Annotated in this window: 14 protein-coding genes; 2 read left to right on the plus strand and 12 right to left on the minus strand. The window is 52.9% G+C overall.

All coding sequences use genetic code 11. The annotated features are described in order from the left end of the window. Positions 1 to 3: 3 nt before the first annotated feature. Entirely contained in the window at positions 4 to 2,595 is a 2,592-nt protein-coding gene (locus EA408_07865) for a hypothetical protein (protein TVR71978.1), read from the plus strand. A gap of 14 nt (positions 2,596 to 2,609) precedes the next feature. Then, a complete protein-coding gene (locus EA408_07870; protein ID TVR71979.1) occupies positions 2,610 to 3,074 on the plus strand; it encodes a pyridoxamine 5'-phosphate oxidase family protein in 465 nt (154 codons plus the stop codon). 84 nt (positions 3,075 to 3,158) lie between these two features. Here the strand turns inward: EA408_07870 and EA408_07875 are convergent, their stop codons facing one another. From EA408_07875 to EA408_07930, 12 genes are all read right to left on the minus strand, one after another. Then, entirely contained in the window at positions 3,159 to 3,788 is a 630-nt protein-coding gene (locus EA408_07875; protein ID TVR71980.1) for a rhodanese-like domain-containing protein, read from the minus strand. An 83-nt stretch (positions 3,789 to 3,871) separates the two neighbouring features. Next, the gene (locus EA408_07880) at positions 3,872 to 4,465 is read right to left on the minus strand and encodes a sulfurtransferase (protein ID TVR71981.1); all 594 of its coding nucleotides are present in this window, start codon (positions 4,463 to 4,465) and stop codon (positions 3,872 to 3,874) included. Between the two features lie 134 nt (positions 4,466 to 4,599). Then, the gene (locus EA408_07885; protein TVR71982.1) at positions 4,600 to 5,112 is read right to left on the minus strand and encodes a hypothetical protein; all 513 of its coding nucleotides are present in this window, start codon (positions 5,110 to 5,112) and stop codon (positions 4,600 to 4,602) included. Next, a complete protein-coding gene (locus EA408_07890) occupies positions 5,105 to 5,323 on the minus strand; it encodes a hypothetical protein (GenBank protein TVR71983.1) in 219 nt (72 codons plus the stop codon). The genes EA408_07885 and EA408_07890 overlap by 8 nt, the downstream gene beginning before the upstream one ends. Positions 5,324 to 5,483: 160 nt before the next feature. Further along, positions 5,484 to 6,425, minus strand: coding sequence for a nitrite reductase (locus EA408_07895; GenBank protein TVR71984.1), 942 nt, complete (start codon positions 6,423 to 6,425; stop codon positions 5,484 to 5,486). A gap of 19 nt (positions 6,426 to 6,444) precedes the next feature. After that, complete coding sequence (locus EA408_07900) at positions 6,445 to 6,978, minus strand: 4Fe-4S dicluster domain-containing protein (protein ID TVR71985.1); 534 nt, start codon at positions 6,976 to 6,978, stop codon at positions 6,445 to 6,447. Next, complete coding sequence (locus EA408_07905) at positions 6,975 to 9,218, minus strand: nitrate reductase (GenBank protein TVR71986.1); 2,244 nt, start codon at positions 9,216 to 9,218, stop codon at positions 6,975 to 6,977. Before EA408_07905 ends, EA408_07900 begins: the two co-directional genes overlap by 4 nt. 259 nt (positions 9,219 to 9,477) lie before the next feature. Next, positions 9,478 to 12,249, minus strand: coding sequence for a hypothetical protein (locus tag EA408_07910; GenBank protein ID TVR71987.1), 2,772 nt, complete (start codon positions 12,247 to 12,249; stop codon positions 9,478 to 9,480). 174 nt (positions 12,250 to 12,423) lie between these two features. Beyond that, positions 12,424 to 13,815, minus strand: a complete 1,392-nt coding sequence (locus EA408_07915; GenBank protein ID TVR71988.1) for a hypothetical protein — start codon at positions 13,813 to 13,815, stop codon at positions 12,424 to 12,426. After that, on the minus strand, positions 13,802 to 14,503 hold the full coding sequence (locus EA408_07920) for a hypothetical protein (GenBank protein ID TVR71989.1): 702 nt from the start codon (positions 14,501 to 14,503) through the stop codon (positions 13,802 to 13,804). The genes EA408_07915 and EA408_07920 overlap by 14 nt, the downstream gene beginning before the upstream one ends. Positions 14,504 to 14,507: 4 nt before the next feature. Continuing rightward, the gene (locus EA408_07925; protein ID TVR71990.1) at positions 14,508 to 15,266 is read right to left on the minus strand and encodes an ATP-binding cassette domain-containing protein; all 759 of its coding nucleotides are present in this window, start codon (positions 15,264 to 15,266) and stop codon (positions 14,508 to 14,510) included. Further along, complete coding sequence (locus EA408_07930; protein TVR71991.1) at positions 15,263 to 16,003, minus strand: ABC transporter permease; 741 nt, start codon at positions 16,001 to 16,003, stop codon at positions 15,263 to 15,265. The genes EA408_07925 and EA408_07930 overlap by 4 nt, the downstream gene beginning before the upstream one ends. Positions 16,004 to 16,197: the final 194 nt, after the last annotated feature.

Raw genomic sequence — 16,197 nt, forward strand, 5'->3', positions numbered from 1 at the left:
TATATGCAACTAGCACAGATCCTAAACATCCCTTTCAGGCAATTCACGCCGCACATTACAGCATTTATTGTATTTCTGGCCGTTACGCTTGCCTTTTTCTATCCGATCCTTGAAGGAAAGGAGCTTATGCAGCCCGATATTACCCAGTTCAGGGGTATGGCACGGGAGATAGTCGAATTCAGGGAGGAGACCGGTGAGGAGGCATTATGGACAAACGCCATGTTCAGCGGTATGCCGGCCTACCTGATCTCGGTGAGATACCCTTATAATCTTGTAAGGTATGTTGACAGGCTTCTGACTCTCGGACTACCCGTGCCTGCAAAATATCTGTTTATCAGCATGCTGGGATTTTATTTGCTGATGCTTGCATTCAGGGTGAATCCCTGGCTCTCAATAGCCGGGGCGATTGCATTTGGCTTTTCAACCTACTTCTTTATAATAGAGGTGGCGGGTCACAACACCAAGGCTCATGCTATGAGCTATATGGCCCCCATCCTGGCGGGCATTGTCCTGGCATTCAGGGGGAAGGTGATGCTGGGAGCCGTGCTGCTGGGCCTTTTCCTGGCCCTTCAGATCTTTACCAATCACCTGCAGATAACATACTATACCTTTCTTATTGTCTTAATCTACGGGATATTTGAGTTTGTCCATGCTGTGAGAAAGAGACTGCTGCCTGATTTTTTCAGGACGCTTCTGATCCTGATTATTCCTGTATTGCTTGCGGTTGCATCCAACTTTACCAATATGTACCTTGTATGGGAATACGGGCAGTATTCCATGCGGGGGCCTTCTGAGCTGACAACCAGGCAGGAGGTCAGGACCGGGGGACTGGACAGGGATTATATTTTGAATGACTACAGCTATGGCATTGCTGAGACAATGAACCTGCTTATTCCTAACTTTAAGGGAGGGGCATCTTCATACGATCTTGGAACAGGATCAGAGCTTTACCGGGTACTGAATGAACACGGGGTGGCCGGTGCACGCGATATTGTTGCAGGGGCACCCGTTTACTGGGGGGAACAGCGTTATACGGCGGGACCTGTCTATATAGGTGCCGTGGTGATCTTCTTTTTTGTTTTGGGTCTTATAGTGGTGAAAGGTAAGTATAAATGGTGGCTTCTGGTTGCAACGGGATTGTCATTGGCACTTGCATGGGGATACAATTTTGCCTGGCTGTCGGATCTGTTCATATACTATTTCCCCGGATATAACAGGTTCAGGACCGTGTCGATGATACTTGTGATTGCAGAGATCACCATACCGATGCTTGCCATACTGGGCCTGAAAGAGGTTATTGAGGGCAACAGGGGGCCCTCGGTTATGGATGCGCTCAGGAAAGCATTTTATATTACCGGAGGGGTAACTCTGCTATTCCTGGTTGCTCCCCGATTGCTGCTCAGCTTTTCAGGTGATATAGACAATCAGCTTGCGGCAGCAGGTTGGCCGGACATTATGATTGATGCATTGCAGGCTGACAGGGTGAGGCTTCTGAGAATGGATGCCCTGAGATCGCTGGTCTTCATCTCCCTGGGTGCAGGATTGGTCTACATCTTTCTGAAGAGATGGATATCAGCCAAATACCTTGCTTTGGCAGCCGCACTGGTAATACTGGTTGATCTCTGGGGAGTGGGCAGGCGTTTCCTGAGCAGTGATGAATTTGTTACCCAGCGCCATATCCAGCAACCTTTCCTGAAGACGGAAGCTGATGCGGTGATACTGCGGGATGATGATCTGCACTACCGTGTATTCAATACCACCCGCAGTCCGTTTAACGATGCTGTAACTTCTTTTCATCACAATTCAATAGGTGGTTATCATGGTGCGAAGATGGGACGCTACCAGGACCTTATCGATTACCACCTGGGCCGGAACAACATGGCGGTACTGAACATGCTCAACACAAAATATTTGATACGCCCCGGGGAGAACGGACGGCCCCAGCCGTTCAGGAATCCCGGAGCACTTGGTAATGCATGGTTTGTCGATACGGTAAGGGTAGTGGAAAATGCTGATCAGGAGATCGAGGCACTTTATGATTTTGACCCTTTAAGGGAGGCGATAGTTGACCGTCGCTTCGAAGAGCATGTACATTTTATAGCTTCGGCTGCCCGGGGCACGGTCGGCGACCGGGCCGAAGAGGCAGGGGTTGAGCCTGTGACAGGTGATGATGTGGATGAGCATATGGCTACAGAGGCTGAACCGGATGATGCCGGCGACTATATTCAACTTACTTCCTACAGTCCTAATCACCTTGTATACTCCGCCAGGACCGGATCAACCAGGTTGGCGGTATTCTCCGAGGTTTATTATGATGCAGGATGGGAGGCCTATATCGACGGAACACCTGCCGAACATTTCAGGGTGAACTACATACTTAGGGCAATGGCCGTTCCCGGGGGTGAGCATGAGATAGAGTTCAGGTTCAGGCCCAGGGGGTACTTTGTCGGTGAGTGGATATCCCTGGCAGGATCGTTTCTGCTTATTATCCTTACATTGGGTGTGCTCTGGAAAGAGGTGCGAAGGCTGAGAGAACTCTTTATTTCTGATCCCGGAGAGGATAAAGATAAAACCGGATTTCAGGGAAAAAAATAACCTGCTTTATACAGATGAGACCCAAAACAGATCTAAGGAACAAGGACATCGAAGAAATTATCGGCAAATGTGATGTCTGTTATCTGGCGATGGCTGATGACAGAGGTGTGCCCTATGTGCTGCCGTTCAACTTCGGCTACCATGATGGTGAGCTCTATCTTCATGCCGGCCCCGGGGGAAAGAAGTTTGATGTTCTCAAAAAGAATAACCGTGTATGTGCTGCCTTCAGCACTGACCATGAACTTCGTGGGCGCCATGAGAATGTTGCTTGCAGCTACTTCATGAAATACCGTTCGGTCCTGCTGCATGGCCGCATAAACATGATAGAGGATTATGATGAGAAGGTCAGGGCCCTGAATATAATCATGAAGAAGTACACCGGACGGGATGATTATAAATACAATGCCCCTGCCGTGAACAATGTGCAGACATTCAAGCTGGTGGTTGACAATGCCGAAGGGCGCTCGTTCGGGTACTGACAGACTGGGCTGCCCGGTATGGTTGCCGGATGTTCGTGCCAACTTCCGGTGAGATCCGGAACAGTCCGTTGACCGGTGCGATTTTCAGCAGCCTCCCTGTACCACGGGTGTACGTTCCCGGGGCCTGATAGCAGGCATTGCTGGTGGTGGCGGCGCTTCTGCGGCGCGTTCAACTGCTTCGCCTCCGAGTGCACTGTTAACGGCCCTTCTGAAATCATACCTGGCGAATTCTTCATCGGGACTTAAGTCGGAAGGCGGATCGGGATTAGCAATTGCCTCCATCCAGTAGTTAAGTCCCCCCTGCAGCACATAATTGTTGAGGTATCCCTGCTGGCGTGTCAGTATCCATGCCTCGTTGGCATGTACTGAACCGTTCGAGTAAAATACGTTGATCTTCACATCCTGGTCGAGAATATCCCTCCATTCAGGTGACAGTATGGCTGTAAGGGGAATGTTGACCGCGCCCGGGAGGCTGAAGTTTTCAAATTCGTTGCTGCTTCTTACATCAATGAGCTGAAGAACCGGGTTATTCTCAACTATCATTCCTGCAATCTCATCGGGTGAAACGAACTGGCTGCCGGATGCTATCTCCTGCAGGATCTGTTCGGTTGAGACCTTGCGGCTGCCGGTCATATCTTCCGGGACCATCGCAATGATAAGTCCCATTGGTATCAGTATTATCGCCAGCAGAATTCTTGGATTTATCTTTTGCATGATGATGTTTTATGTGCCGGTTACAGGATTTGTTCCTGGATCTGTTACCGGCGGTGTTGATAATAGTGATAATTAATTGCCAATCATGATCTGTAGTTGCCTGCAAATTTCTTTTCGGCCCACTCGCCTGCCCAGAACATGCCGAAGGCTGCCAGTATGAGCAGAAATGCGAACACCCCCTGCGACAGCCCGATCATTTCATTTACGCGTGGCGACCCCATAAAACCGGCATTGTGAAAACTTTCCCAAAGGGGGTAGCCTTCGGTAAAGATAAATATTCCTATAAACAGTCCCCCGATAAAGACGAACGCGTCGATCTTCCCTATGGCGGCGGCGCAGAAGCTTGTTCCCGGACAGAAGCCGCCGAGGATGAACCCGGCACCCATGATAACTCCCCCGGCTATTGCCGAGGTGAGGTACGTGGGGTTAACGTAAACCATATCGAGGTCGACCCATCCGAAAAGGCTGAAAAACAGCAGTCCGGTCATCGCAACTATCGCTGCCGTGAAAAATACCTTGAGTACGGTGGTATCATAACCGTAAAACATTCCGGCCAGCTTGCGGCTTGACGAAAAACCGCTCTGCTCGAGCACAAACCCGAAACCGATGCCGATGAAAAAGGCCAGCATCAGGTTTGTGGCAGGGCTTATTGCCTCAAATACTATCAGTGGTCCCATGTTATTGATTTCTTATTGTTAAGTTTAAATTCATTTTCCTGCTTTTCTTTATTGCAGCGCCGGGTTACTTCCCGGGTTTTTCCGCCGGTGGTTTTATGAAGCATGCCAGGGCGGACTGCAGGGTATTGCCGTTTTTATATCCAGTTTTTCCTGAAGAACCATGCCAGGGCAAAGGCTGTTCCGAATATTGCCATCATGGTGATAAACCCCCCGAATGATAGCACTGCCATCCCGCTCAACGCCGAACCTGAGGTGCAGCCCCGGCCGATTTGCGAGCCGTAGCCGAAAAGGATTCCCCCGGCAAGCGCAAAAAATAGTCGCCGGCGTGATGAGACCCAGGAGGGGCGCTCTGTAGTCAGCTTTGTCCTTCCGGCAATTATTCCCGATATAAAGCCCCCGGTGATAAGGCCCAGCATCTGGTAGACCAGCCATGAGTTCATCGGCCGTTCCGTGCGCATGGCATAATTTTCGCTGTAATAGGCGGCATTATTGTAGTGGGAGGGTGCAACCGCCCTTACACCTGTAGCTATGGTGTCGCGGAGGGCACCCGTGGCGCCAAGTCCCCGTCCCGAAACGAAGTTTGCCGCCAGCAGAACCAGTCCGAGCAGCACCCCGCCGATATACGGGTTAAGATATTTTTTATCCATGTTTCTGCCTGTTACTTTTTATTACTATTATAGTTGCTTCATTTAGTGCTTTCGTTTTGCCGGTCAGGGCTGCATGATCTGCCTGCTGTTTCCGGGGTGTGCCAGCTACTTTGCCGATGGCTTTTGCCCGGCCCGGCCTGCATGATCTGCCTGCTGTTTCCGGGGTGTGCCAGCTACTTTGCCGATGGCTTTTGCCCGGCCCGGCCTGCATGATCTGCCTGCTGTTTCCGGGGTGTGCCAGCTACTTTGCCGATGGCTTTTGCCCGGCCCGGCCTGCATGATCTGCCTGCTGTTTCCGGGGTGTGCCAGCTACTTTGCCGATGGCTTTTGCCCGGCCCGGCTTGCTGTACCGCCGGCTGTTGCTGAAAGCTTCAGTACAGCCACCTGCTTGCCTGTCCCGCGTAAGCGATCACGAACCTGAACATGAGTCCCCCGAAAAGCACCAGCAATCCCGGTACCAGCACCGGCACCCGGAATTTGTTGAGCTCAAGAACCTCAAGAATGGCCGGCAGTATCATGCCGAGAAACACAACAAACACCCAGAAAATGGCTGTATATGGGCCGCCGAGAAACAGGCTCGCTGCATCTATCTGCACCTGCGTGCTTGCCAGGAAGCCCATGAACATGTGTATGATCAGGAACAGTTCTATGCCGATCAGGACAATATCTATTTTTGAGAACATTATTCTTTCTGCGTGCGAGCGGGATACCAGCATTATATAGGCCGCACCCGTCGAGAGTCCGGAAGCAAGAAACAGTGGCCCGAGAATGGATGTGTTCCAGAGGGGCCTGGCGTTGAATGCCGAGAAAAGAATTCCGGTATAGATGCCGAGGATGACCGAAAAGATCAGCAGCACCCAGGACATTGCGATTTTGTATTTTATGAAGAAAGTTTCGAGCCATTTGAGCCAACCGTATTTCCAGTCGAACGAAGGAAATATCTCCCTTATGTTAAGTGCACACCAGATGAAAGATATGGGCGTTACCACCATTAGGGTCCATGCTCCCCATGACATGGGTGATTCAAGTCTCAGTGTGGTGTAGAGCTGCCAGAAATAGGGCTTGTTGTTCAGGTCGAGCAGCAGCGCCAGCAGTCCGATCACCAGTATGAAAGGGGTGATGAACGGCGCCCTCTTTACGGCAGCAGGGTACAGTTTTTCCTTGCCCTGGATGGTATAGAGGGCGGCAAAGAACAGGATGCCCGCTGCCAGTCCCCCAAGAAAGAGGTACAGCGGTATGTGCCAGTGCCATATGTTCAGTTGCGGGTCGATCATGGGGTTCATCCGCCCGCTGATTATCACTTCTTCTCTCATATCCGGTACATCAGTTTTATCATGTCAGAAAATAGAGATGCGGTTTCGTGCCCGCTTCCGGTATAAGTGTTTTATATCTTCTCTGCCTCAGCAGCTTTGAAACTTCGCTTCCCGGGTCATCCAGGTTGCCGAAATACATGCATTTCGTGGGGCATACCTCCACGCAGGCCGGCCCGTTGCCCTCTTTGATCCTGTGATCGCAGAACGTGCACTTGTCGACGTGACCCTTTGGGTGCGGGAACCTTGCATCGTAGGGGCAGGAGGTGATACATGCACCGCATCCGATACAGCGCCGCGGTTTGACGAGCACTATCCCTCCGGTAGAGTAGTGGCTCGATCCGGTGGGACAGCATCGTACACATGGTGCGTTCTCACACTGGTTGCACCGTTCCGAGCGTATCTCCATCTGCAGGTGGGGATAGGTGCCTTCGGTAACTTCCACCACCCAGTCGCGTGCATAGCCTATGGGCACCTTGTTCTCTGTCTGGCAGGCCACCACGCAGTCGCTGCAGCCCACGCATTTTTTCGTATCAATGACCATAGCGTATCTCATGACCGTGCCTCCTTCCCTTTATCATCCAAAATGAAGGTTACAAAATTACCGCGCATACCGGTACCACCCATTATGGGGTCGATGTGCACCCGGCTCATAAGCTCCGTGTCGTTTATTCCGCGGCCATAGGCTCTTTTAAGCCTGCGATCGGCGTGACCGAAACCATGCACCATATAAACCGAATCCCACCTGATCCTTTCTGTCACCCTTACCCTTATGGCGAAGGTGCTGTCTATGCCGTCCTGGTTGCGTAGCCTGACGTAATCACCGGTGTTGAGTCCCCACATCCTGGCAATGACCGGGTTGACCCACAGGTCGTTCTCTTCCATCAGGTCGGCCAGGTTGGGATTGTTGGCGGTGCGCGCAAATGTGTGCATGGGAGCCCTTCCGTAGTTGAGGCGGTAATAACCTTCAGGAGGCTCCTCGTGAGGTGTATATACCGGCAGCGGGTCGAATCCTGCCGCCTCCATGGAGGTGGACCAGAGCTCGATCTTGCCGGTGTTTGTATAGAATTCGATATCCTGGCCATCGGCAAAGTAGAGGTCGTCGAAGTTCCTGGGATAATTCTTTACACCTGTGCGCATCATCTCTTCCAGTGATGTGCCGAGCTCTTTGAATTGCCAGTCAAGCATCTCCTCAATGCTCTCCCACGCAAAGTAATCGCCGAACCCCATACGTATGGCGAGCTCTTTGGCCATCCAGTAGGCCGGTTTGGTGTTGTGCAGCGGCTCGGTGGCCGGCGCCCTGAGGGCAATGTTGGGATTCCGCGCAGGAGAGTTCCTGATTATATCGTACCGTTCGAGATAGGTGCATTCCGGCAGCACCACATCTGCCCAACCGGTTATTTCGGCGGGCATGGTATCTACCACCACGACCAGGTCGAGGCTGCGGAGAGCCTCTTTGGTCTGTTCCTGATCAGGCAGGGTCATCAGCAGGTTGGTGCCATTGACTATCCATGCCTTGAAATTACATTCGGGTGTTGCACCGGGTATTGACGCTTCACAGATTCCGGAGGCCAGGGCCAGGTCGGCAAGCGGATACCTTTCGGGGAATGCCTCCCTCCATGTGCGTGCGGGTTCGGGAAACGGCGGCCTTGGGTAATGCGGCACCTGCACCCTGTCGGGCATAAAGAATCCTCCCCTGCGTCCCCAGCTTCCAAGCAGGGCGTTCAGTATTGCCACTGCCCTGAGCCTCTGGGTGTCATCACCGTACCAGGTAACATGGCGACCGGGATGGATAATCACGGCGGGTGATGCTGCTGCCATTTCGCGTGCGGTACGCCTGATGGTAACGGGCTCGATGGTAGTTATTCCGTAGGCCCACTCAGGTGTGAAGTTTCTTACGTGGGCCCTGAGTTGCTCAAAACCGTAGGTGTGACGTTCAACATACTCCTTGTCGTATAGCTCCTCTGCAATTATCACATGTGTCCATGCAAGAAGAAGAGCAAGGTCGGTTGCCGGCTTGATTGGCAGCCAGTATTTGGATTTGCCGGCGACCACCGAGAAGCGGGGGTCGACAGTAATGATTGTTGCTCCTTTTTCCAGGGCGTCGGACATCTCCTGGACCTGGGTATTATGCATGTTCTCTCCCAGGTGTGAGCCTATCAGTACGAGGCAGCGGGTATCGCGGATATCGGTTATTTCCGGTGATTCAAGTCCCTGTCCGTAAGTTGTTATGAAGGCCACTTCGCGGGGCCCCCTGCATTGCGAATATGAGGGCGCTGCAACAGAGGTCGAACCCATTGCCTGCAGCAGGGTGCTGAAATATTCGCCGCCGGATCCGTGAGTGAACAGTGCGATACATTCGGGACCGTGCTCAGCTGCTATCTCTTTCAGCCTTCGTGCAATATAGTCAAGGGCCTCTTCCCATGAGGCTTCCCTGTAGGTCTGCTTTCCGTTCTCCACGGTCCGCATCAGAGGTGTCCTGAGCCTGTCCTCGTCATAGTACATTCCGACTCCCCCGGTTCCGCGGGGACAAAGCCGGCCGTGGCACAAGGGGTCATCATCGTTGCCGGTGATCTTCCACAGTTTTCCTTCACTGTCTTTGTAGACCCAGCCTGCGCACCTCCAGAAACATACTTCGCAGTAGGTAGGCGTACGGGTGAGGTCGGGGGTGAGTCCGGCAGCTTCGGGCATACCGTTTTTAAGGGCGGTGCGCAGGGCCATGCCGGCTCCTCCCGCAAGTGCAAAGCCACCAAGTCCCAGTGCCGATATCCTGATAAACTCCCTTCTGCTCTTCATCTGTATCCAATAGATTTAGCTTTCCTGAAAACAACGCTAAAATAGTAATTTTCAGTTACTATTCGTACTTTCCCGAACAACGGGTGTATTTTGCTTATCGATGTTAAGCTGCTAGGTAAAGACTTAAAAAACAGCACTGTGGCATGCAGGCCATATGCATAAATAGAAATATATAAATACCAATATATTGATTTGCAGCCACTATAATTTATAGCTGGATTAAAAATAAATTATCAGGTACTGCGGGCCGCTGATCAGGTTATCGCGAGGCAAAACTGTAGCTGCCCTGATCCACCTCAAAAACCCTGTATCCGTTTTCATTCCTTAGAAAGCGTATATGAGGTGATGCATCAATGTCTTCGAGTGCTTCTGTTACATTGCCCTCATTGTGGAGTGGGACATAAACCGTTGCGGTGCTGCCCGCGGGCACTTCAACATCCATTTTGAAACTGCTGTCGGATTTTTCCCATCTTATGCCCGCCCTGCCGTATGGTGTAAGGTTTGAGTAGGCAACCCAGGCAAGGTCGCCGGCAGGTTCGGGCCTGAAGATGATATGCCGGTATCCCGGATCCTGCTCATCGGCCCTCATGCCGGCCAGCGTGCGGTAGAACCATGTTATGCCCCCGCCGAACATGGGATGGTTGCGCGAGTTCTCTCCGTCCCACCGTTCCCAGGTGGTGGTGGCGCCCTGCTCTATCCACCAGCCGTAGGAGGGGAAGGTGCGCTTGTTCATGGCCTCGTATGCCAGCTCGTGAAGGCCGTTCTCTGAAAGTACCTCAAAAAAGAAACGGGTACCGAAAATGCCGGTATCGAGGTGGCCGTCGTTCGCCTCAATATCTGCCTTCAGTGCAGCTATAACCCGCTCGTACCTGTTGGCGGGCACACCCATGTGAAGTGCAAAGATGTTTCCGCCGAAAGGCCCGTAAGTTCCCTTTTCGCTGTCATAGAACCTGTTGTGAAATGCATCGCGTGTTCGTGCGGCAAGCGTGGCGTAGTGCCGGGCCTCATCCCTGTTGCCAAGAGCCTCTGCAGTGCGTGCAGTAAGGTCGGCGCACTTCCACAGGTAGAAGGTGTGTACCATCTCGTCGGGAGGCAGCTCATCCGGCGCCACCCAGTCCCCAAGATTGATCCATCTGTTGGGGTTATCAGGGTCGGGAGCCTGCGAATGCATGATGCCTTCGTGGTCGGTCCACGTAAGCATATAGTCAATATAACCCTTCATGCCGGGGTAGTTATTGTAGAGCATGTCGATATCGCCGTAATGCACGTAGTAGTGCCATGGCATGATGATGAGCGAGGCTCCCCAGGCCACACCTCCGCCGCAGCCGGGCTGCCAGGGCGAGCAGTTGGGAACATAGCCGTTATATGGGTTCTGTGAGCCGAGCATGTCCTGGATCCACTTGGTGTAGAAGGCCCTCGCATCGAAATTGTGCATTACGGTGATTACTGCCACCTGTCCGTCACCATTATAGGGGTTACGTTCGCGGTGGGGGCAGTCGCTCACTATCCCGCCGTGCATGTTGTCGGTCTGCGACCTCCACCAGATCTGATTTATGGTATTGAACAGCGGATTTGAGGTTTCAAACTCGCCGGTGGTCTCTACATCTGAATAGACGGCTTCGGCAGTTACCTGTCCCTCGCTTAGCTCCCCGGGCCAGTTTTTGATCTCCACCTCCCTGAATACGAACCAGGTAAAACGGGGCACATAGGATTCCGGCCCGCCGCCCTTCAGGGTCCATGTGTTGTCGCCCATCATCGATTCGCTTATGTAGTTGATCTCTATCGTGTGTCCTTCGGGGCCGGTAACATCCTGCAGGTTGAGCCAGCCTGATATCTCCTCGCCGAAATCAATGCGGTAACGGCCGTCACCCAGGCGTGTGATCTCTTTTGGCCTGAGCACCTCCATCACCTTGTCGGTGGGCGACATATGGGCCTTCATATGGCCCCTGGGAGTCCTCCTGGCAGCCGCATATTCCCAGTGTGTATCATTGAAACCGGGGCTGCTCCATCCCGGCTGTTCAAGGCGCGCGTCATAGTGCTCGCCGTCATAGAGCAGGTCCATCACCACGGGCCCTTTTGCCGCTTTCCAGGTTGTATCGGTGACTATGATATCTTCTGTGCCGTCTGTGTATGTTATGTGAATCTGCCCGATGAAACGGGGCGTTCCGTAGCCGCCCGACCAGTAGTTTGCGGGGTTGTAGAACCCGTTGCCCAGCATTGCCCCGGCTGCGTTCTCCCCCGTTTGCAGGTGTTCTGTTATGTCGTAGGCGAGGTACATCACCCTGTACTCCCTGAAGGTGTCTTCCAGCATCACCCCGATGGGACCGAGATCATCACGTTCGTCGTAAAGGGTAACGTTGGGGACCAGCACGTCGTTGCCCACCTTGCTTCCGTTAAGGTAGAATTCAAAGAAGCCGAGTCCGGTTACATATGCGCGTGCCGAAGCCACCTCTTTGGTTACCGGGAATTCTTTCCTGAGCATCGGGGCAGGAGGGGGCAGCTCTTCTGACTCCTCGGGGTTGTCATAAAAATAGAACCTGCCCGGCCATGGGGGTCGGGGAAGGGGTTCCTCACCCTGCCACGGGGCGCCGATCCATGTTGCCTCCCACTCTGCTTCATCCAGGAGGCCCATGCTCCAGGAGGCCGGCTCTGACCATGGCGAAACCTCGCCGTTGGCATCCCATACCCTCACCTGCCACCAGCAGTCCTGACGCGAACGAAGGGGCCTGCCTTCATAGGGGATATTGAACGACCGGGAGGATTCCACCTTGCCGCTGTTCCACAAGTCAGCCCTCCCTTCAAGCAGTTGCTCCCTTGAGCCTGCAACACGGATTTCCCAGGCCGTCTGTTTTTGTCCACGCTCCCCTTCTGCGGGGGTGTTCATCCACGACAGCCGGGGATTGGCAACGTCGATTACCATCGGGTTTTCGAGGTTCTCGCAAAGCAGCCTTTCGGGCGTTAATCCGTTTCCTCTGACAGGGATTGCAATAAAAAGTAGGACCAGTGCGGTAAGGAGGGTTGATCTGATCATGGTTGATGTTTTATGTTGGAATATTAGCAGGTTTCAACTGACTGCTAAAATACGAAATAGCGGCTAACTTTTCTTTGCCCGGGCTGATTTTCGTGACAGGTTGATCAAAAATGCCTGCCGGCATGGAGAAGCCGGTTCGGCAGTCGCCCGAAAAAGTCTGATTATTCAATTCCGCTAATGGCGGTTACTGTTTTCCCCCATATTTTCCAGCCATAGGGGAGCTTTTGCAACCATCTCCCTGAGAGAGGAGAATGGGCTGGTGAAGAACCGGCCAGGGCGTGATATCTCTTCCATCATTGCAGGCAGTGCTCCAAACGCCAGGGAGATTGCCATATATAGTTGCCTGAACCCTTTCCTGACCAGGAAGGCTGTTATCAGCGGGTTCCTCAGCTCGGTGCTGAGAGCTGAAAAGCCTGTCACAACCAGGATAGCCCTTATGTTCATGTCGATGCCGTTGAGCACACCTGCCCAGTTCATTGTGGCACTCTCCCGGTCGAAGCCGTCCAGAAACACCGAGGCCAGCAGGATTATCACCAGAAGCTGGAACCAGAACAGGGGCTTTTTGAATCTTTTGATGATGGTTTTGTACCTGAGCAGGCAGAAGATGCTGTAGGCTGCAATCAGCGGGTAGGCCACCGTACGGTGCGAGAAATTCACCAGTAGAAGTCCCCCCGGTATCGCAACCGTGTGGAGTATGAAAAGGGGAAGGGAAAACCTGGTTGACGAAGGAGTGAATATAGCCGGTGGGGCATCCCGCCGGAGCTTTGCCGGGTTGGCCGGAGGAGGGATTGCCTTGCACTGGCTGACCGGTAACGGGACTGTATGGTGTGCCGGTTCGGGTTGAGCTGTTCCTGGACCTGCCGGTTCGTCATGAGCTGTTCGGGGATTTACCGGTTCGGGTTGAGCTGTTCCGGGTTGCTTCATTCCGGCCTGAGCTGTTCCGGGGTGTTTCGCTTGTGCTGCACCGGCTGCCCGGCGTCCGACAAAGTACCCTGCCAGTGCGGCGAGGGCCCCGAAAAGGAGATAAAAAACTCCTACGGCTGTGATCAGTTGCCAGGGGTTTGCCTCCTGGATATTGACCTGACGCGAGGCGAAATGGAAAAGGTTGAGATAGATGGTGAGAATGTTCAGGCCATAAAGGAGCAAAAGGCTGAAGAGCTTATGTAGCAGTGCGCTGAAAAGTGCAAGTGCTCCTGCCGCCATATAACCGGCAATGTTTTTCCCGATAAGGGCAATTCCCGCCTCCAGCAGGAGCGCTTCCAGCATGATGCCCGTCATCGGGCCCAGTATCACTGCGCTGGGAGACAGCGACTTCATGAGAGCACAGATGAGTCCCGCCCTCCATATCAGTCCCCGCTCCGGCCATACCTGGTAGAAGGCAATCATCAGTACTATACCGAACGATGCGAGTATGGACCCGGCCATGGGAACACGCATGTTGTGCAGGAAGCTGCCCAGGATGATCTCAACCGATGCCCAAAGTCCCCCGCTTACAGCGGCTTTGAGCCATATCCCCTCAATCGGGATCCCTGTAACTGATGTCTGCCTTGCTTCAGCCTTTGCCATAACCGCCGGTTGGTTTTAAATTACTGATAACTGCTTCGGCAGCCTTCACAGGGGTGACATGATCAATATCAAAAATGCCGGCCGGCGCCAGGTCCCAGTGCTTTATTACTGAGGTCAGGTTTTTGCGCGAGGTTACAAGCACGGTGATGCCGGTGTGACTGTCGAGCAGGCTGCTGAGAGCTTCAGCCCATATTTTTCCTTCCATTTCGGCTGCTCCCACCTCATCAAGGAATATGACATCGCATTTCTCTGTTACAGCCTTGCGGATTATTGTATGGCCTTTCCGGATGGCTTCGGGATTGAATGCGAAGCTGCCGGCAGTTACTTGGTTGCCAGTACTTGAAGAGGCGTTGCCGTCTGTCGGGAGAGTGTTGATGCTGCCGTCGGCCGGCCCGGTGCCGGTACGTGAGGATGTGGTGCCTTCAGTCGGAGGAATGTTGATGCTGCCGTCGGCCGGCCCGGTGCCGGTACGTGAGGATGTGGTCCTGGTTGCCAGATGCATGATGATGCTGCCGTCAGGATGTGCCAGGCTGAAGCCGGAACGAATTCCGCCTTCCACGCTGCCTGGGGCAATAAATCCGCCAGTTTTGCAATTCCTGCCGTCAAGGATTTTTGCAAGTGCGGAGGCGAAGCTGCTCTTTCCCCCGCCTTTGCTACCTGTAATCAGGAAAATCCGGGGCCCGGCCATAGCATCAGATGTCGTCAAGCTTCTTCAGCTGTTTGACAATCCTGGTGGCAAAGACAAAATCGTTCAGTTTGGAATTATCTGTTTCCAGTATCTCCTCCCTTGTGCCTTCCCACCAGAGGTTGCCTTCATGAATATAGACCACCTTTTCGCCTATTTCCATCACCGAATTGAGGTCGTGGGTGTTTACCAGGGTGGTCATGTTGAATTCTTTGGTAATTTCGCTGATAAGCTTGTCGATCATGATGGCAGTCTGCGGATCGAGTCCGCTATTAGGCTCATCACAAAAGAGATACCGGGGGTTCAACACGATGGCACGGGCGATGGCAACACGTTTCTTCATACCGCCGCTGAGCTCGGAGGGGTAAAGCCGGTTTTTGCCTTCGAGGTTAACCCTGCGGAGGCAGAAATCCACCCTTTCTCTCTTCTCCTTTGGGGTCATGGTGGTGAACATATCAAGCTTGAAGCGGACGTTCTCTTCCACGTTAAGTGAATCAAAAAGTGCAGCCCCCTGGAAAAGCATCCCGAACCGCTGCCTGATCTTCTGTTTCTCATTGCGGGTCATTGAGGTGAAGCACTGGCCGCTGTATAAGATGTCGCCGCTGTCTGCCTCCAGGAGTCCGACAATGCATTTCAGCAGGACAGTTTTGCCCGAACCGCTCCTGCCGATGATAAGGTTTGTCTTTCCCTGCTCGAAGGAGACAGAGATATCATTGAGCACTTGCTGGCCGTCGAATGACTTGTTGATATGCCGGACTTCGATCATGAGAGAAGAAGCTGGGTGAGAATTAGGTTGAACAACAAAATAACCACGCTGCTGTGAACCACGGCAAGGGTGCTGGAGCGACCAACTTCCAGGGCGCCTCCGCGGGTGTAGTAGCCGTGGTAGGAGGAAACGGTGGTGATTATGAATGCGAACACGACCGACTTGATTAGCGAATAGGTTATATAGTAGGGGATAAAAACGTACTGAATTCCATATATGTAATCGGGAGTGGTGACGACACCGGCTGCGGTGCCTGCTATCCAGCCTCCGAAAATGCCCACGACCATACTGAGCATTGACAGGAACGGAGCCAGGATCATAAGTGCGATTATCTTGGGAAGGATGAGATATGCAGCTGAGTTGACCCCCATTATCTCGAGTGCATCGATCTGTTCGGTAACCCTCATGGTGCCGATCTCGCTGGCGATGTTGGATCCCACCTTCCCTGCCAGGATAAGTGCAACTATTGTGCTTGAAAACTCCAGGATGATTGCATCCCTGGCCGCCAGTCCGATCAGGTAGGAGGGAAAGAGCGGGCTCTCCGTATTGTAAGCTGTTTGTATTGTTATGACCGCCCCCATGAAAAAGGAGATGATCGCTACAATACCAGTGGAGTTGATGCCCAGCAGTTCCATTTCGGCAACCAGCCGCCTGTAGTATACTTTATGGCTTTCAGGCCGGCTGAAAGACCTTTTGACCAGAAGGGTGTACTTCCCGATGTGCTCCAGGAGGTTCATGGGCAAGTAAATGAGGGTTGCGGACACGGACCCGTTATCGGAAAAATGTACGGGCCACTGAACTTTGCAAAAATAGTATTATTTGGACAATATGCATAATGACTTCCGGCCATCCGGCATGTTTGACGAAGAACGGCAATATAATTGACCGTTTTAATGCGGTTTTTGCTAATTTTGCCGTACCCTTTAACAGG

Source organism: Marinilabiliales bacterium (assembly GCA_007695015.1).
In the GTDB taxonomy this organism is placed as follows: Bacteria; Bacteroidota; Bacteroidia; order Bacteroidales; family PUMT01; genus PXAP01.